16 protein-coding genes and 1 pseudogene are annotated in these 17,171 nt (G+C 52.4%); 13 read left to right on the forward strand and 4 right to left on the reverse strand.

The features are described from left to right. Positions 1-23 precede the first annotated feature (23 nt). The 10 genes from EXW96_RS20630 to EXW96_RS20670 all read left to right on the forward strand — a co-directional run bounded on the left by EXW96_RS20630 (position 24) and on the right by EXW96_RS20670 (position 10,262). On the forward strand, positions 24-740 hold the full coding sequence (locus EXW96_RS20630; protein WP_217437446.1) for an ABC transporter ATP-binding protein: 717 nt from the start codon (positions 24-26) through the stop codon (positions 738-740). Then, positions 737-1,915: an ABC transporter permease gene (locus EXW96_RS20635; protein ID WP_174351291.1), complete on the forward strand. Its 1,179-nt coding sequence runs from the start codon at positions 737-739 to the stop codon at positions 1,913-1,915. Before EXW96_RS20630 ends, EXW96_RS20635 begins: the two co-directional genes overlap by 4 nt. 43 nt (positions 1,916-1,958) lie before the next feature. Further along, positions 1,959-4,175, forward strand: a complete 2,217-nt coding sequence (locus tag EXW96_RS20640) for a hypothetical protein (protein WP_174351292.1) — start codon at positions 1,959-1,961, stop codon at positions 4,173-4,175. Between the two features lie 269 nt (positions 4,176-4,444). Then, entirely contained in the window at positions 4,445-4,621 is a 177-nt protein-coding gene (locus EXW96_RS28670) for a permease prefix domain 1-containing protein (RefSeq protein ID WP_375256470.1), read from the forward strand. 141 nt (positions 4,622-4,762) lie between these two features. Next, positions 4,763-5,710, forward strand: coding sequence for an ABC transporter ATP-binding protein (locus EXW96_RS20645; RefSeq protein WP_137670453.1), 948 nt, complete (start codon positions 4,763-4,765; stop codon positions 5,708-5,710). Further along, the gene (locus EXW96_RS20650) at positions 5,707-6,834 is read left to right on the forward strand and encodes an ABC transporter permease (RefSeq protein WP_062409855.1); all 1,128 of its coding nucleotides are present in this window, start codon (positions 5,707-5,709) and stop codon (positions 6,832-6,834) included. Before EXW96_RS20645 ends, EXW96_RS20650 begins: the two co-directional genes overlap by 4 nt. A 168-nt stretch (positions 6,835-7,002) precedes the next feature. Next, on the forward strand, positions 7,003-7,233 hold the full coding sequence (locus EXW96_RS20655; protein WP_174351293.1) for a hypothetical protein: 231 nt from the start codon (positions 7,003-7,005) through the stop codon (positions 7,231-7,233). 116 nt (positions 7,234-7,349) lie between these two features. After that, positions 7,350-8,066, forward strand: coding sequence for an AzlC family ABC transporter permease (locus tag EXW96_RS20660; RefSeq protein WP_174351294.1), 717 nt, complete (start codon positions 7,350-7,352; stop codon positions 8,064-8,066). Then, on the forward strand, positions 8,057-8,386 hold the full coding sequence (locus tag EXW96_RS20665; protein ID WP_054818190.1) for an AzlD domain-containing protein: 330 nt from the start codon (positions 8,057-8,059) through the stop codon (positions 8,384-8,386). Before EXW96_RS20660 ends, EXW96_RS20665 begins: the two co-directional genes overlap by 10 nt. A gap of 109 nt (positions 8,387-8,495) precedes the next feature. Next, positions 8,496-10,262: a B12-binding domain-containing radical SAM protein gene (locus tag EXW96_RS20670; protein WP_074729192.1), complete on the forward strand. Its 1,767-nt coding sequence runs from the start codon at positions 8,496-8,498 to the stop codon at positions 10,260-10,262. Positions 10,263-10,335: 73 nt separating this feature from the next. On the opposite strand, the pseudogene EXW96_RS20675 reads toward EXW96_RS20670, so the two are convergent. The 3 genes and pseudogenes from EXW96_RS20675 to EXW96_RS20685 all read right to left on the reverse strand — a co-directional run bounded on the left by EXW96_RS20675 (position 10,336) and on the right by EXW96_RS20685 (position 12,697). Continuing rightward, positions 10,336-11,300 (reverse strand): annotated as a pseudogene (locus EXW96_RS20675) (type I phosphomannose isomerase catalytic subunit). Positions 11,301-11,426: 126 nt separating this feature from the next. Next, positions 11,427-11,999: a tRNA 5-(aminomethyl)-2-thiouridylate-methyltransferase MnmM gene (mnmM, locus tag EXW96_RS20680; RefSeq protein ID WP_174351295.1), complete on the reverse strand. Its 573-nt coding sequence runs from the start codon at positions 11,997-11,999 to the stop codon at positions 11,427-11,429. Positions 12,000-12,103: 104 nt separating this feature from the next. Next, the gene (locus EXW96_RS20685) at positions 12,104-12,697 is read right to left on the reverse strand and encodes a hypothetical protein (protein ID WP_174351296.1); all 594 of its coding nucleotides are present in this window, start codon (positions 12,695-12,697) and stop codon (positions 12,104-12,106) included. Between the two features lie 468 nt (positions 12,698-13,165). Between EXW96_RS20685 and EXW96_RS20690 the strand changes: the two genes are divergently transcribed. Further along, positions 13,166-14,410 carry an IS110 family RNA-guided transposase gene (locus EXW96_RS20690; protein WP_074730232.1) on the forward strand — a complete coding sequence of 415 codons (1,245 nt, stop codon included), beginning with the start codon at positions 13,166-13,168 and terminating at the stop codon, positions 14,408-14,410. Between the two features lie 202 nt (positions 14,411-14,612). Here the strand turns inward: EXW96_RS20690 and mnmL are convergent, their stop codons facing one another. Then, positions 14,613-15,590: a tRNA modification radical SAM protein MnmL/YtqA gene (mnmL, locus tag EXW96_RS20695; RefSeq protein ID WP_174351297.1), complete on the reverse strand. Its 978-nt coding sequence runs from the start codon at positions 15,588-15,590 to the stop codon at positions 14,613-14,615. A 191-nt stretch (positions 15,591-15,781) separates the two neighbouring features. On the opposite strand from mnmL, the gene EXW96_RS20700 reads away from it, so the two are divergent. Beyond that, entirely contained in the window at positions 15,782-16,246 is a 465-nt protein-coding gene (locus EXW96_RS20700) for a WGxxGxxG family protein (protein ID WP_062409848.1), read from the forward strand. 178 nt (positions 16,247-16,424) lie between these two features. Further along, the gene (gene trmB, locus EXW96_RS20705) at positions 16,425-17,141 is read left to right on the forward strand and encodes a tRNA (guanosine(46)-N7)-methyltransferase TrmB (RefSeq protein ID WP_174351298.1); all 717 of its coding nucleotides are present in this window, start codon (positions 16,425-16,427) and stop codon (positions 17,139-17,141) included. Positions 17,142-17,171: the final 30 nt, after the last annotated feature.

Genomic DNA, 17,171 nt, shown 5'->3' on the forward strand with positions numbered 1-17,171 from the left:
CATGGCGGAAGGAGTCGTTTCCATTGAATATTATCGAGTTGAATCAGATTACCAAAAGCTATAGGCGCGGAGAAGAGCAGCTTTCGATTTTAAAAGGAATCTCTTTGAATATCGCCAAAGGTGATTTTGTAGCCATTATCGGACCCAGCGGATCGGGAAAATCGACTCTGATGAATACGATCGGGCTTCTCGATTCACCGACGTCGGGGACTTATACCTTGGATGGCGTAGCGACGGAACATCTGTCCGATAACGAGCTTGCCGAGCTGAGAAACCGCAAGATCGGGTTTATTTTTCAACAGTTTAATTTGCTCCCGAGGCTGACGGCCCTTGAAAATGTGGAACTGCCCATGATCTATGCGGTGATGGGAGCAAAGGCGCGAAAAGAAAGAGCCCAGGCGATGCTCGAGGCTCTCGGAATGGGGCAGCGCGGCCATCATAAGCCGAGTGAGCTGTCGGGAGGACAGCAGCAGCGGGTAGCCATTGCCCGGGCGCTGGCCATTTCCCCGTCGCTTATCCTGGCGGATGAGCCTACGGGAGCGCTGGACTCGAGAACGGGCATTGAGGTGCTTGAGCTGATCAGAAAGCTTAACGAAGAAGGCAACACGATCGTTTTAATCACCCATGACAATCATATCGCCGATAACGCCAAACGGGTGGTCACCCTGCGGGACGGGGAAATCATCTCAGATGTGCGGAATGCTCCGATGCCTGCGAAGTCACAGGAGGCTGTGGTATGAGACCTTGGGAATTGGTTCGAATGGCGATGGCGACGGTGCTGGCCAATCCGCTTCGGACGGCGCTGACCATGCTGGGGGTCATTATTGGCGTCGCCTCGGTATTTACGCTGGTCTCGATTGGGCGGGGGTCGTCGGAAGCGATCGCCAAGCAGTATGAAAGTCTGGGCACAAATCTGCTCGTGGTCAATCTGATGGGCAATGGCCGGGCTACACAGCTGAACTATCAGGAGCTTATGCAGATGGAGAGCTTGCCCGGGTTTAAAGCGGTCGCCCCGACCATGACGAAAAACAACTCGAATATCAAATACGACCGGGAGACGGAAACCTTTAATGTGATCGGGACCAATGACCGTTATTTGGATATGCAGAAGGGAGAAGTGGCGAGCGGGCGATTCCTCGCCCAGGCGGATATCGACTTTCGGAATCACGTGGCTGTCATCGGCAGCGAGGTGGCTGCGAAGTTTTTTGGAACCGGCGATCCGCTCGGGGAGAAGTTGAATATTGACGGATATGTCTATACCATCATCGGATCGCTGAAAAGCAAAGGCTCGAATACGAGCGGAACCTCATTGGACAGTTCCATTTTTGTACCGCTGGATACGCTGAGCAGAGATTTCAAGCTTGGCAGCATTCGGACGACTTATATCGAAGCCGCAACGAGTGAGAATGTGGCCATCGTTCAGTCTATTGTGGAACGGTACCTGCAAAATAAATTTAACAGCACGTCGGGCTACAACATATTTAACTCATCCCAACTCATCAGCGCAAGGCAGTCGGCTTCGAGTACGATGACCAGTCAGCTCGTCAGTGTTGCCGCCATTTCACTGCTGGTAGGCGGGATCGGCATTATGAATATTATGTTGGTCACCGTGAGCGAACGAACGAGGGAAATCGGAATCCGCAAATCGATTGGGGCGAAGCGGCGAAACATTTTGCTGCAATTTCTGGTTGAGGCCGTCATCATCAGCGGACTGGGCGGATTGATCGGCTTCGTCCTGGGGATTGTGCTTTCCTTGGCATGGCCGTACATCAATCCGAATCAGACCACGAGTCTTTCTCTGGATATCGGGCTGTACGCTTTTTTGTTCTCCGTGCTGGTGGGCGTCGTTTTTGGGCTTTACCCCGCGAACAAGGCTTCCAAGCTCAAACCGATCGATGCGCTCCGTACCGATTGAGATCGCATGTTTAGTCTTTACTACCCCAGGGAGGTTGTTGGAATTGAAACGTAAATTACCGTCTGTTTCGTGGAAACATACAAGCATGGCCCTCTTATTGTCGGGTTCTCTAACCATCGTGTCGCCGCTAACGCCGGTATCCCTTGCAGCAAAGGAAGGGGTATACATTGCAGGCCAATCGTACTTTACGCTGGACCAAGCTGCTCTTTCTACTTCCACCCTGCAGTTTTCGGTTGTCCTGCACAATAGAGAAAGCCGGGCTATCGATTTCAACGCATACGGGGTTCGAGTAACGGACGATTCCGGACGCAGTTACACAGCCCGTCTAAGCGAAAAGAAGAGCGCTGTTGTGCTTCCGGGACAGGATCAGCGTTTCCGTTTTTATTCGGATATCATTCCGGGTATGACTGCGGCGCAACTCAAGGTGGAGATCTTCCGCTGGGACAGCAGCCAATCCGATTTTATGAAGCATTTGGGGAGGCTATCCGTAGCTTCTGTTGTACAGGAGGGTCAGGCGGCTGTTCCGGAGGAGATCATGAATTTGCATACAGTGGACAGCGCCCTGGCCAATGATGCCGCGGTCGCCTATCGATTGGGGCAAAGTGTTCGCGTGGTGGAGGACGGCAAGTGGTACTTGTACACGCAGTTGTCCGTAAAAAATATAGGGTCCGCCAGTGTGAAGCTTCCCGCCTCGCTTCAAGTACGGCTTAAAGGCGCCGACGGGTTGAAATACTCTGCTTCGTTCGCCGATGGCAGGGATCAAACCTTTTTTCCGAACCAATCGGGCATCGTAACATTAAAAACGGCGGTTTCAAAGGACCTGTCGGAAAAGGGCCTTGGGTTGGAGTTTTATTATATGAATCAGAGCGAAGAAGTATCGCTTAGCACCATGGACATCAGCTCCTCGCTGCGAACGGCCCGGTTGGGCGATACGTTGGATTATGCAAGGCAGCTTGAAGGGGAGCATTTGACCGTCAAAGCGGAGAAAGCGACCTATTCCAAGCAAGCGGACGGAATACATGTCCAAACGGTAGTTACTGTAAGCAATGAAGGGGATTCGATTGCTTCCGTGCCTTCCTTACTGGCTACATATCAGTTTGGGGGGGCCGGAGCGTCCATTACGTCAACCGATAATACATCGCGTATTTCTTACCTGTCTCCCAAAGAAACCGCGTCCTTTTACTTTAATGCGGTGCTTCCCGAAGGGATTGACCCGAATGCCGTCCGGCTCGTGCTCTGGGAGAAGAGTAAGACCGGTTCGTCTGCCAATACGGCTGCAGCAAGCTCTTCATCGAACGGTACATCGGGCAGTGGATCCGGCAATGCATCAAATAACACATCAAGCGATGCATCCGATGCGCCGGCGTCCACCGGGGCGGCAAGCACTTCATCTCAAGCCGCATCCGCTTCGGCAGCGCATGTTCCGGTTGCGGTGTACCTTTGGGAAGGGGCCAGTCAGGCAAGCAGCATGATCTCATCGGCTCCCGCCTACAAGCTGGGGGAAAAGTTGATTTTTAAAGATAACGGCGTTGTCGACAAAAATCTGGATGTATCTTTAGTAGAGCTTCATGTTCATGAAAACGATGATTTCGGCTACAAGACAGCCATCGGCAAATATAAAATTACGAATAAGGGTACGAGTTCCATTGCGCTTCCGAAGCTTCAAAACGAGCTGATTGACAAACAAGGAAAGTCATACACAGGCAGCAGACAAAGCTCGGTTCCGGAGCTCATCATGCCGGGCACCTCCTATGTGATCAGTTATTCTTACTTGCTGCCGAACTCGGTGGAGGATAAGACGTTTGCTTTGAATGTGTACGATGATCAATCCGTTTCGCAGGGAAAAGTTTCACTGGGCGCCTATCAGGTCGGAATCCAGGAGGAATCGGACAGCGATACGATATCTTTCTACCCGTTCCTGGTTCAGTTCCAAAATTATACGCTGGGCTGGTCTTACAGCAGCGGGTCTTATACGTATACTTTGAATCTTTCCATGGCGATAGAGCATCCGGATCCGGTCATTGTGGATTCAAATTTCTCCAAAATGCAGTTTGATTTGGTCGATGGGATGGATCGAGTCGTCGGTACACAGACGATGACCTTCACGGGAACCGACAGGCTCATAAACGGCAAACAAAAAATATCCTTCACCGGCTTAAAGGATGAGCAGGGTACCAACGGTATCCGAGTGAAAATCTATGAAGTCATCGAGACGGCGAATGGGACGGCCAAGCGTTTGGTTAAGGAATTAAAATATTAATATGTTCTCCATAGGGCGTCTGCAGTGTGCAGGCGCCCTTTTGGCGTGCAAAGAAGCATTTGCATCATCGCGTCGAATTAGCCATTTATTAAGTATTACTTTGACACACATAGTAATATGCGGAGGGCAGGCGCAAGTATTATAAAGTGACAGAATCGGGGATCCGGGCCTATAAACATAATCTTGCCGCCTGGAAAACCGCCAAAACGTTAATTGATCAGCTTATCGAATAGCAGGAGGTATCTTCATGGACCGTTTAAAACAACTTGTTGATCGGTTATTTTCCGGGCACAAGGAGCAGCCAAATTAGAGAGCTTAAGGAAGAAATTTTAAGTAATCTGGAAGCCAAAGTTGCGGATCTGACATCTAATGGTATGGAGTATTATCAAGCGGTAAGCACAGCAGTGGAGCAGTTCGATCATATCGATGGTTTAATTGACGATTAACAAGGAGGTTTACATGGGGAATGCTTCCAAGCAGAATTGCGGTATCCCTTAGAAGATTCCTCAGGATTAGCAACCTTGTACCGCTGGTGATATACTCAGAGATAATGACTGAGCCCAAAGGAGCTGAATAGGGTGGCGCAGATGGAAACAATGATTAAAGCCAGCGGCCTGGTCAAAAGATACGGCGACTTTACAGCGGTGAAAGGCGTGAATTTCGAAGTCTATAAAGGCGAGGTGTTCGGACTGTTGGGTCCCAACGGCGCAGGCAAGACGACGACGATGGAGATGATTGAAGGGCTCCGCCGTCCTGACGACGGCTACGCTGTAGTCGCAGGCTATGATACCCGAAAGGATCTGAAAAAAGTGAAAGAGGTGATCGGCGTTCAACTGCAATCCACCTCTTTGTTCGATCTGCTCAAGGTGCATGAAATTGTAAAAATGTACGCGAGCTTTTATCCGGAATCCGTACCGATCGACCCGCTGCTGGAAGATATGATTCTTCAGGAGAAACGGAACGACCGCGTCAGGAACTTGTCCGGAGGCCAAAAGCAGCGGCTGGCGATAGCGCTCGCGCTGGTGAACGATCCTCAGGTGATCTTTCTGGATGAGCCGACAACCGGACTTGATCCGCAAGCACGCCGGACACTGTGGGACATTGTGCTCAGGCTCAAGGAACGGGGAAAGACCATCGTCTTGTCCACGCATTATATGGATGAGGCGCACATGCTTTGCAATCGAATATGTTTAATGGACAGCGGCCAAGTTATTGCGCTCGATGCGCCGAGAAATCTCGTGCGAAGCCTGCAGTCGGAAAGCGCCATCGAATTCCGTTTGGAAGGAACGGAGGAGTGGGAACGGGAGCGCCTGAACCTGGCCCTCGTGTTGTTGGGCAGGGTGAGTGAAGTGAAGCAGGCGGATTACCGCAATGAGCTGTTCGTCCTGTATACCGACGATTTGCAGACATCTTTAGTCGAACTGATCGGTTTGGCTTCCCGGGAGCAGTGGAAGGTGCAGGATTTGCAAACGCGTACGGCGACCTTGGAGGATGTTTTCATTCATATGACCGGAAGGGGCTTGAGAGAGCAGTGAAGGCCTATATTCAATTAACGCTGGCTCAGCTCAGGCTGTTCGGGCGCAACAAACAGGTTTTGTTTTGGACGCTGTTATTCCCGGTATTTTTCATGGTCATGCTTGGGGCATTCCTCGGCAAAGATACCCCGGTCACGGTGTCGGGAGCGGTCATCGACCAGGACCGGACGGCGTCTTCGCAGGCTTTGATCCAAGCCTTGGAGGATCATCCGGTCCTGCAGCTTAAGGCCGCTCAGGATCTGGATGCGGAAGTGGAGGTGCTCAAGCGCGGGGATCATCAGCTTGTGATCGTCATTCCCCAAGGCTTTGCCAAGCACTTGGAGGCGAGGACGGGACCCGCCGCAGGGACGCCGAACCCGGAAAGCCGGACTTCTACAGCCATTAAGGTATATTATGACGAGACGAACGCCGCCGCATCGCAGATCGGTCTGCAGCTGATCACGCCCATTGTGGACGGCATCGACAAACAGCTGTCCGGCTATGTACCGGCCATCAAGATTGAGCCGGAAGGCGTGCAATCGTTGAAGCTCCGTTATATTGATTTTCTCGTACCGGGCATTCTGGCGATGATGATCATGTCCAACAATCTGAACGGCGTCGCCGCGCAAATATCATCGTGGAGGGAGCGGGGAGTTTTGCGCCGCATGCAGAGTACAACACTGCACGCTTCCACCTTCATTGCGGCGCAAATTACGGCGAGACTTATATTGAACGGGCTTCAGGCCGTCATTGTTCTGCTTGTGGGTTACTTGTTCTTCGGTACGCAGGTGAACGGGTCCTGGCTGACCCTGCTGTTCTTCATCATCCTCGGCACGCTGGCGTTCATGGCGACGGGGTTTATCGTGGCCGGTCTGGCCAAGACGCCGGAAAGCGCGGGACCGATTGCCGGTTTCATCTCGTTTCCGATGCTGTTTGTGGGCGGTGTCTTTTTTCCGATCAAAAATATGCCCGAGTTTCTCCAGCCGTTGGTGAAGCTCATCCCGATCAGCCATCTCACCACCGCACTGCGGCAGGTGATGAACGTCGGCGCGACGATGGGAACGATGTGGGTGGAAGCGGTATTTCTGGGTGCATGGTTAGTGCTTGCGTTTATCGCCGCCAGCCTGACTTTCAAATGGGAGTGAGACGGACACATCTTTTTGCTCAAAATGGGAAATACTAAATTCGTAAAGACGCATATGGTAATGGGGGAACATTTTTTAACAGTGCGTTGATGTTCCGTTAATCTTGTCCTCATGTTGGCAGGGTACCATGAAAGCAAGAACACCAAAAGCGAAGGGACGACGTTTAGCATGATCCTGTACCAAATGGCCAAAAGGCTGGAAGAGAGAAACCGGCTGCAGCAGTCGATCAACAATCGGACGGAAGGCGATGTCGCCGATCTCACGACGCTAAAGGAGCAGGTCGAAGCCCAACTAATATCGCAAGCCAGCGTATGGTCGGAAGAAGGGGAAGATGAATTCAGGCTGACCGTGTTGAGCCCGGAGACGGAATGGATGCAGTCGAACTCCCATATGCAATAACGGAAACAATGGATCCTGACGGTTCCATTTTTTTTGTTTTGTAGGTACAATTGATATGCAGACCATATCATCATGAGTCGCTGCCATACTTTTGTACGTGATAGGGGCTGGAGATCATGCCTACCCATGTGTCGGTTATCGAGGCAAAAGGGGATTTCGTTCAGGGGATTAAAGATTGTATCCCTACCCTGCTGGGATATTTAAGCATCGGATTTGCCGCAGGCATTATTGGAAAAACGGCGGGCTTAAGCACAGCTGAAGTCGCATTGATGTCCTTGCTGCTGTATGCCGGTTCGGCTCAATTCATTTTGGCTGGAATGGTCGCCGCGGGCCATTCGGCTACCGCCATTATTATTACCGTTTTCTTTGTCAATCTTCGCCATTTTTTGCTTAGTGCGGCCTTATCGCCTTATTTCCGCCATCTCACCCCGTTCAGAAACATGCTGATCGGTTCCCTGCTCACGGATGAAACCTTTGGCGTGGCGATAGGGCAGACGGCGAATCGAAAGGCTCTCGGCGAAAAGTGGATGCACGGCCTCAACTTGGCCGCTTACAGTAACTGGTTTGCAGCCAATGTAGCCGGGGCGATCCTGGGCCAATGGATTGCGCGGCCGGAGCAATTCGGGTTGGATTTTGCTCTGCCTGCCATGTTTATAGGCCTTCTGGTATTGCAGATGTTAAGCCGCGGCACCATTGCGATAGATATTAGCGTGGCGGTATTTGCGGTTATTGTGGTGATAGGCATCGGCTGGATGTGGTCGGGAAGCATCGCGATCATCGTGGCTACGGTGGCAGGAGCGACCTTGGGGATGGTGATCGAACGATGGAAGTAAGATGGGATATTTTATTGATTATTATCGGGGCATCGCTGGTCACGTTCATTCCCCGGGTCGTCCCCCTGATGGTTTTAAGCCGTATTCCACTGCCCGATTGGGCCCTGCAATGGTTAAAGCATGTCCCGATTGCCGTCATGGCCGCCTTGGTCGGGCAAGAGCTGTTCGTATCGGACAGCAAACTTGTATTGTGGAAGAATGTCGATCTGGCGGCCGGCCTGCTCACCTTTATCGTGGCCATCAAGACCCGGAGCCTGTTATGGACGGTGATTGCGGGTACCGCTTGCGCCATGGTACTGCGCATGGTGTTTCATTCATGAAGGGAACGCGGCAGGGGAGGCCGGTGATTTTGTCTTCCCTCCGGTTTGCGTGTACAATAGGTACAAATCGAGTAAGGCCAATTGTAAACAAAGAAGGTTTAAACCCAAGATGAAAAGCATTGTTTTATCCACACTTAATGCCAAATATATTCATACCTCTCTGGCTCTCCGGTATTTGAAGGCATATAGTCAAAAGGATTTTCCCGACATCCAGATTGCCGAATACACGATCAAGGACCCCGCGATGAACATCGTATCGGATTTGTATCAGCGAAAGCCGGATGTGGTCGGATTCTCCTGCTATATATGGAATATCGAAGAAACCATCGTCGTCATCGGCATGCTCAAAAAAATTATGCCCGACTTGGTTGTGGTGCTCGGCGGACCGGAGGTGTCTTACGACACGGACTATTGGATGAACCGTCTTCCGGAGGTTGACTTCATTGTCATGGGCGAAGGGGAAGAAACGTTCCACCATTTGCTGTCGGAGCTGCGGGGGGACCGCGCCTTCTACAGCGTGTTCGGCGCCGCTTACCGCAAGGATGGCCGTGTCGTCATCAACCCGCCGCGTCCGAAGCTGGCGCTGGATGATATACCGTCGCCGCATCGTTTTGCGGAGGACGTGCCGAGTCTTGCCAACCGGGTCGTTTATTTTGAAACCAGCCGCGGTTGTCCTTTCAGCTGCCAATTTTGTCTTTCTTCTATAGAAGTGGGCGTCCGGTATTTTGATATGGAGCGTACGAAAAGCGACTTGTTGTATTTGATCGAATCCGGCGCCAAGCTGATCAAGTTCGTGGATCGGACATTCAACATCAAGCGCGACTATGCCATGGAGATTTTCGAATTTCTCATCCGGAATCATCGCGGCTGCGTGTTCCAATTCGAGATCACTGCGGACATCATGCGTCCCGAGGTGCTGGATTACTTGGCGGAGCACGCGCCGCCGGGGATATTCCGCTTTGAGATCGGCGTACAGTCGACCAACGATCTGACCAACACGCTGGTGAAGCGGCGGCAAAATTTTGCCAAGCTGACTCGTACGGTGACGAAGATCAAAGAGAGCGGCAAGATTGACCAGCATCTCGACTTGATCGCCGGATTGCCGGAGGAGGATTACAGTTCCTTCCGCCGCACGTTCAACGATGTGTTCGAGCTGGAACCCGAGGAGCTTCAGCTCGGATTCCTGAAAATGTTGCGCGGTACCGGGATGCGCCACGATGCGGAAAAATACGGCTACATTTATATGGATCATGCCCCGTATGAAATTCTCGGCAACAACATTCTCCCGTTCAGCGATCTGGTCAGGATCAAGAGGGTCGAGGATGTGCTCGAAAAATATTGGAATGCCCACCGGATGGACCATACCGTAAAGTATTTGATCAAGCATGAGTTCCCGTCGGCGTTTGACTTTTTCCAGGAATTCGGAGATTACTGGGAGGAGCGGGGCTGGCAGAAAATCGGCCATCAGCTGGAGGATTTGTTTACCCGGCTGCACGCTTTCTTGAAGCATCGCGGGACGGAGGAGCTTGAAGTGATCGAAGGCTTCATGAAGCTCGATTATTTTCTGGGTCACAAGTACAGGCCCCGGAAAATTTGGTGGGACTTCACGCTGGATAAGCCCCGGCAGTCGGATTATATGCGGCTGCTCGCTGATCGCCCCCATGCCGTATCGGACGCTTTCGCGGCGCTGGCGATTGGAGAGAAAGAACTGCACAAGCATACGATGATCGAGGTGCTTCCGTTCCGGCTTGACCACTACCTGAAAACAGGCGACATCGACCGTTCCGCCGAACAGCTGCTGATTGTTCATTACCCGCCGGATGCGGCCGCCCGCGCGCAATATTTCACCATGAATGTAAAGAAGTCCGCTGTATAATCTTCAAAGCAAGTAAAAATAACACCGCCTCGCAAGGACTAAAACTTTAGTCTTAGAGGCGGTGTTATTTGGTTTATGGCAGATAGCTGCGAAGCACGGTCATGCTGCCGGTAAGCGAATAGCTGCCGAGATTGGCCGGGAGCAGGTAGCATTCGCCCGGTTTCACGGGGAGCTCACCGTCCGCCCAGCGGATGGTACCGGCTCCGTCGCAGATGATATGGATCACGAAGCTGTCCGGTGTCGTTTGCAGGCTCCAAATGCCTTCGACCTGCCCTTTGTCCGTTACGAAGAAAGGAGACCGGGCCAGTGTTAACCATTCATTAGAGGCGGACAGATCAGTTTTCATATAAGTAGCGCCAGAGCCTTCATAGGCGATCACATTCAGGGAATCTTCGATGTGCAGCTCTCTGGGCTTGCCGTCCAGACCCAGACGGTCATAATCGTACAAACGATACGTGCTGTCGGAATTTTGCTGGATTTCCGCCACCAGGATGCCCGCCCCCAGTGCGTGCACCGTACCGGATGGGATATAGAAAGAGTCGCCGGCCTGCACTGTAACTTCATTCAGGCAGTCCATGATGCGGTTTTCATTGATGGCGGCCGCAAGCTGTTCGCGGTTTACGCCGTCTTTCAGTCCGTAGATGATTTTGGCGCCGGGCTTGGCATCCAGAATATACCACATCTCGGTTTTCCCGAGCTCTCCTTGCGGAAGACGTTCATAATGATCGTTCGGATGCACCTGAACGGAAAGGTCGTCCTGGCAATCCAGCAGCTTGATCAGCAGCGGAAAGCGGCCGTTTTTCTCGGAGAAGCCTTTACTGCCGAATAAGACCTTACCGTATTTCTCCCTAATCTGATCCAGTCCCATTCCGGCCAGTTCCCCGTTTACAACGGTGGTTGTTCCGTTGGGGTGATCTCCGATCATCCAGCCTTCTCCGATGCGCCCTTCCGGCAGTTCGAGTCCGAACCGCTCCAGAGCCCGTCCCCCCAAACTCTTTCTTTAAATTCAGGTTTGCATTGCAGCGGATATGGTTTCATCGTATGACTCTCCTATTTTTTCTATTTTAAATAGAATTATATCAATTCGGATGTATCATTGGCTATAGGTTTGGAGAAGGAGGGAAAGATTAGGAAAAATGGAATGAATCGGATGGGTTGTGCTCATCAACGTTTCTCGACCGCAATCAAATAAGGAGGACGGTTGATTTGATTCATGAAACGATATTGCAGCACTTGAAACTGCTTCTGCGGAAGCTTAGAGGCCCACTGTTCGACGGCGGCCGCTTCTTCCTCCCCGCCGGGGTGCCCGGTATACAGAACTGCGGTTATGATGCCTCCGCGGCGGATCAGCCTGGCGGCCGCTTCCAAGGCGGTGACCGTTGAATCGGGCTGTGTTATCGTAGCGTGATCGGCCCCGGGCAGATACCCCAGGTTGAACATGACCGCGGCCACAAGGCCATGCTGATCCTGAGGAATGACCCGCAGCAGTTCGGCATGGCTGCAAAGATGCAGCATCACGTTCGTATCCGGCTGTTCCTTGGCTATGCGCGCCGCCGTATGATCCAATGCCTGCTGCTGAATATCGAATGCATGCACCGTACCTTCCGGCCCGACTATACGGGCCAGGAAGGCGGTGTCCACTCCATTGCCCGCTGTAGCGTCAATTGCCGTTTCCCCGGATTTAACGCGTTCTTCAATGAGTTTGTGGGTAAAGCCGAGAATCGAAACGAATCCCACGAAGGTCAGACCTCCCTGCAGATGAATTAGTTTTATCAAAGAGAACCATACTAATAGAAGGCAGACAATATGATGCCTGCCCTTCGTTACTATTCTTGACCGCCTTATTCCTGGAGGCGAAGCGATTCACTTATGCCGGACGGAATCCCTAAGCTGCTCTCCATCCTCTTCCCGGGAACGGCGGAAGATTGCGTCTCTTTAGCCGGTTCAGCGCTTATGGTCGGGGGTGCAATGGGCTCCGGCAGCATGGGGGCCGCCCGCTCTCCGTCAGGCTTGGCCGGATCGGCTCCCACCGTGGGCGGATCCACTATTCTCGTCACCGGATCCGTGGGCTTGTTGACAGACTCCGTCGATGGCGCAGAGGCTTTTCCGCTTTCCTGCAGCACCGTGGAGGCGGGAAGCTCAGGAACAGCAGGGGGCTTGGGAGCTATAGGCGCCGAAGATGCAGGTTTTGCCGCTTTCGGCGGCGACTCCGCCCGGCCGGTTTCGCTATCTTCAGCCGAATCCGCTGTCTTGGGAGGATCGGTCGCAGCTGGCGGAGCGTTCAGATCGGCCTTCGGAGTGTCCGTTTCCGCAGCGGGCGCAGGTATCGTTCCGGCCGGTGCCGGAGGAGAAGGCGGCTCGTTCGCACAGCCCGCCGCAATCAGCAGCACAGCGCCTAACGTCGAATATAGGAATTCCTTTGTGCCCCGCTGCATAGCGAACCACTCCTCGTATAGTATGTTTAGAATCTTCTTTTTGAAGAATTTCCAGTTAATCTGCAGTGAAACTATGGTGGACGTAGCCGACCCGCACCGCAGCCCGAAGGGCAAGGAGCGGAAGTCGGGGTCCAGAGAGAAAACCGCTCTTTGACAACTTTAAAAAATACAATTAGGGTCTTGGACTTTTCGTGATGTTCCCAGACAATGAGCTTAGGGTCATTTGGGGAAATTCGTCTCACTCCTGTAGTTCGACTACATCTAAAGTCTGTTTCCCCAGCACTCGTTTGAACTTCTTACCCGCTGGCTGTCCCCTTCGGCAACCCATGCTCGAAGATAGCAGCTTCGAGGCAGCTCATGGACCGAAGGAAGTTCTCATATGCGAGGGTGACTGATCGGCGAGCGCGCTGGGGGCATCCCGAAGAGTCCAATTCCCTAAATCCCGAATCCAGAAGGGAGGGATCACCCTTGAAATTATTTGTCGGTATTGACGTCAGTTCAGAAGAACTGGAAGCGTGTTTCATGAATCCGGAAGGCGATACGCTTGAAACGCTCAAGGTAGAAAACAATCTACACGGTGCCTCGCATCTGCGCGACCGCATCGTGGCTGCTGCGGACAAGCTGCCGGCTTCCGAAATCCATATCGGCCTTGAAGCAACCTCGGTCTATAGCTGGCATCCGGCTATGTACCTGCATGAGGATGCCTCGCTTCAAGAGCGGAAAACCAAGGTGTTCACGATCAACCCGAAGCTTATCAACAAGTTCCGGGAAGCCTACGCGGATATGGACAAGACCGATCGGATCGATGCCTGGATCATCGCCGAACGCCTGCGCTTCGGCCGTCTCACGACGACCATCGTCATGCAGGAGCAGTACATCGCGCTTCAGCGCCTGACGCGCATGCGGTACCATCTGGTTCACAACCTGACACGCGAGAAGCAGTACTTCCTGCAGAATCTGTTCTACAAATGCAATGCGTTTCGTTCCGAAGTCGACAGCTCCGTTTTCGGCCACGCCATCATGGAGATGCTCTCGGAAAAGTTCAGCCTCGATGAGATTGCCGACATGGAAGTCGCCGACTTGGCCGACTATCTCAAGGAGAAGGGAAAGAACCGTTTCCCTGACCCGGAGCATGTCGCCCGCTGCATCCAGAAGGCTGCACGAGCGTCCTACCGCCTTTCAAAGGTCGTAGAGGATTCCATTGATCTGGTTCTCGGCACTTCCATACAGGCCATCCGGAGTATTCAGAGCCAACTGAAAGAGCTGGACAAGGCGATCGAACGCATTCTGGCTGGCATCCCCGGCGCTCAGTGCCTGCGCTCCATTCCGGGCATCGACCGGGTGTACGCCGCCGGCATTCTGGCGGAGATCGGCGACATCGAACGCTTTAGCGATCAGGCCGCCGTAGCTAAATATGCAGGCCTGACATGGCGTAAACATCAGTCCGGGGGCTTTGAGGCCGAAGATACCAAACGCATTCGTTCCGGCAACCGATTCCTTCGTTATTACCTTGTTGAAGCTGCCAACTCGGTGAAAAACCGCGAACCGGAATTCGGCGAGTATTACCGGAAGAAGTACGTTGAAGTGCCTAAGCATCAACACAAACGCGCCCTCGTCTTAACGGCAAGAAAACTTGTGCGTCTGGTCGATGTGCTGCTACGCAACGGCCAACTCTACACGCCTGGAAGGAAGGTGACAACTGCGAAGGATTAACGCCTCCTTTGCCAAAGTCCTTCACGGATTCCCAGTTAAAATCTGGTAATTAACTCGATTTTCGACTGGGTTTAGTTTGGTGTTGCCTTTTTCCCTGAGTCATCGCGTTTTGGGCCAAAATAATTTCCAATTTCCACGAATCAGGGACTTGACATATTACCGCTGGACTTTCCATGGCCTTTACCGTATTATAACACGTAATCTATGCATTAACCTCCGCAGTCCTCAAGCTTTTCAGCCTTTTTTTGCCCTGCCAGGTATCACGGCGTCGAAGCTCCTCGTCGAAAGCGTTGAGAACCTCCCATTTTTTGAGACTCCACATCGGTCCGATGAGCAGATCGCGCGGAGCATCGCCTGTCAGGCGGTGTACGATCATCTCCGGAGGCAGAATTTCAAGCGTATCGACGACCAGGCTTACATACTCGTCTTTCTCCAAAAATCTCAGCAAACCGGCTTCATACTGCTTGACCATCGGTGTTTTGCGCATCAGGTGAAGCAGGTGGATTTTGATCCCTTGCACGTCCATGTCGGCGACCGCGCGTCCTGTCTCCAGCATCATCTCATGCGTTTCCTGAGGGAGACCGTAAATAATATGTGCGCAAACGCGAATCCCCCTTGCCCGGAGTTTGGCGACCGCATCCAGATAGCACTGCGTGTCGTGTGCGCGGTTAATCAGCCTCGACGTGGATTCATGGATCGTCTGCAGACCCATTTCAATCCATAAGTAAGTGCGTTCGTTCAGCTCGGCCAAGTAATCGATCACATCGTCGGGCAGGCAATCCGGACGCGTAGCGATGGATAAGCCGACTACGCCCGGCTGCTGCAGGATCGCTTCATAATATTCTTTCAGCACCTCTACGGGAGCATAAGTGTTTGTGTAAGCTTGAAAATAACCGATATAATGCGCTTCCGGCCATTTTTGGTGCTGGAGATCACGGATTTTGCCGAATTGTGTCACCAGGTCGTCGCGCCGGCTGCCCGCAAAATCGCCCGATCCCCGGGCGCTGCAAAAGGTGCATCCGCCTGTGGCGATCGTACCGTCGCGGTTCGGACAGGTGAAACCGGCGTCAAGCATGACTTTAAACACCTTGGTTCCGAATTGCTTCCGCATCTCGTAATTCCATGTATGGAAACGTTTATCTCCCCATGTCAGCGGTTCGATCGTTAAGGATGGATTCATAAGGCGTACTCCTTTTCTAGTAAAGCTTCTTTTTATATTTTATCAAAACCGGGCGGAAAAGCGAACTGTATCAATTTCTTCCTTTACAAAACACTCCTGTCTTGCGACAGGATAAAAAAAGTCCGCTTGATCCATGCTATATTTGCAAGGCTGCAAAACAACTCAGCTTTAGAAGGGAGAACTCCTATATCATGAACAAGCTTGGTAAAACGGTTCTTGCCCTTGCGTTGACTGCTTCGTTGGGATTTGGCGGCCAAGCCTTTGCTGAGGTATCCTCCACCGGAACGGGATTGTCCTCCACCCAAGGGACCAGCACAGCCACTGCACCCGGCAGTACGACAACGACAGGAACCGGTACGGCAACCTACACGGGCACAACCGGCACCGCGGGTACCGCCGGCAGGGGAACTGCCACTTATAACGATCCCGTTACCGGAACCCGTACGAATAATTACAATGATAATATGCTGGACCGGATGAACACCAACAATACGCGTACCGGATACGGTTATGGGGGGAATTACGACACGACAACCTACCGGACGAATGCGGCGACAGCCGGAAGAGGTATGGATTGGGGCTGGTTAGGTCTGTTGGGTCTTCTCGGGTTAGCCGGCCTGCGCGGACGCAATCGTGAAGAGGGCCGGGAGAAATAACCGATCCTTTCGGTTCCATCCCGATCCCGGAAAGTTCCCATTGACCGGTTCAGACCGCTTTAACACGGGCTGACCGGTCTTTTCATTCCTATCGTTTCAGAGTATAATCGTTCAATGACATTACGCAGGCTTGCGGCAAACTGCCGAAAGAAAATGCAAGCAGTTGGAGGACGGTACTATGCGTTTAAGAGGACGTAAGGGAATCAGGGAAGCGATCGAGGCACAGCCGGAGCTGGTAGTGCTGAATCCGGAGCCGTATAAAGGGAAATGGGCTGAAGTATTCGGCAATGACCGGCCGATTCATGTGGAGCTTGGGATGGGCAAAGGCCGTTTTATCAGCCAGCTTAGCGCTTTAAACCAGCATATTAACTACATAGGCGTCGATATGTACGACGAGCTGATTCGCCGTGCAAGCGAGAAAGCACGGGAATCACGTGAAGAGCAAGGGGGCGATCTGTCTAACCTGCGGCTGGTGCGAATGAACATAGAATCGATCGAGAACGTGTTTGAAGCTGGCGAAATTGAGCGTATTTATTTGAATTTTAGCGATCCGTGGCCCAAAAAAAGGCATGCCCGCCGACGGCTCACCCATGCGAATTTTGTAAATAAATATAGAACCGTATTAAATGAACGGGGAGAAATTCATTTTAAGACGGATTCCCGCTCTTTGTTCGAGTTTTCGCTAAATTCGTTCGCCGATCTGGGGCTTCGGATGCGCAATATCTCACTTGACCTGCATGCGGAGGGACCGCGTACGGACCTTATCATGACGGAATACGAGACGAAATTCTACGAGAAGGGCATGCCCATTCACCGGCTCGAGGTCGTCATAGGGGAAAAAGCCCTTGCCGAGCACCTTCGGCAGCTTGAAGCTGGCGAGAGCGGACAGGAATAATTCCTATATGAACGTAAACAACCTGGCGGG

It is taken from the genome of Paenibacillus sp. JMULE4 (genome assembly GCF_013337105.1).
GTDB lineage: Bacteria > Bacillota > Bacilli > Paenibacillales > NBRC-103111 > Paenibacillus_G > Paenibacillus_G naphthalenovorans.

Excerpts from the sequence above, each read along its gene's own strand:
- EXW96_RS20635 (WP_174351291.1), top strand. The coding sequence starts at position 737 with ATGAGACCTTGGGAATTGGTTCGAATGGCGATGGCGACGGTGCTGGCC.
- EXW96_RS20645 (WP_137670453.1), top strand. The coding sequence starts at position 4,763 with ATGGAAACAATGATTAAAGCCAGCGGCCTGGTCAAAAGATACGGCGAC.
- EXW96_RS20655 (WP_174351293.1), top strand. The coding sequence starts at position 7,003 with ATGATCCTGTACCAAATGGCCAAAAGGCTGGAAGAGAGAAACCGGCTG.
- EXW96_RS20660 (WP_174351294.1), top strand. The coding sequence starts at position 7,350 with ATGCCTACCCATGTGTCGGTTATCGAGGCAAAAGGGGATTTCGTTCAG.
- EXW96_RS20665 (WP_054818190.1), top strand. The coding sequence starts at position 8,057 with ATGGAAGTAAGATGGGATATTTTATTGATTATTATCGGGGCATCGCTG.
- EXW96_RS20670 (WP_074729192.1), top strand. The coding sequence starts at position 8,496 with ATGAAAAGCATTGTTTTATCCACACTTAATGCCAAATATATTCATACC.
- EXW96_RS20685 (WP_174351296.1), bottom strand. The coding sequence starts at position 12,697 with ATGCAGCGGGGCACAAAGGAATTCCTATATTCGACGTTAGGCGCTGTG.
- mnmL (WP_174351297.1), bottom strand. The coding sequence starts at position 15,590 with ATGAATCCATCCTTAACGATCGAACCGCTGACATGGGGAGATAAACGT.
- EXW96_RS20700 (WP_062409848.1), top strand. The coding sequence starts at position 15,782 with ATGAACAAGCTTGGTAAAACGGTTCTTGCCCTTGCGTTGACTGCTTCG.
- trmB (WP_174351298.1), top strand. The coding sequence starts at position 16,425 with ATGCGTTTAAGAGGACGTAAGGGAATCAGGGAAGCGATCGAGGCACAG.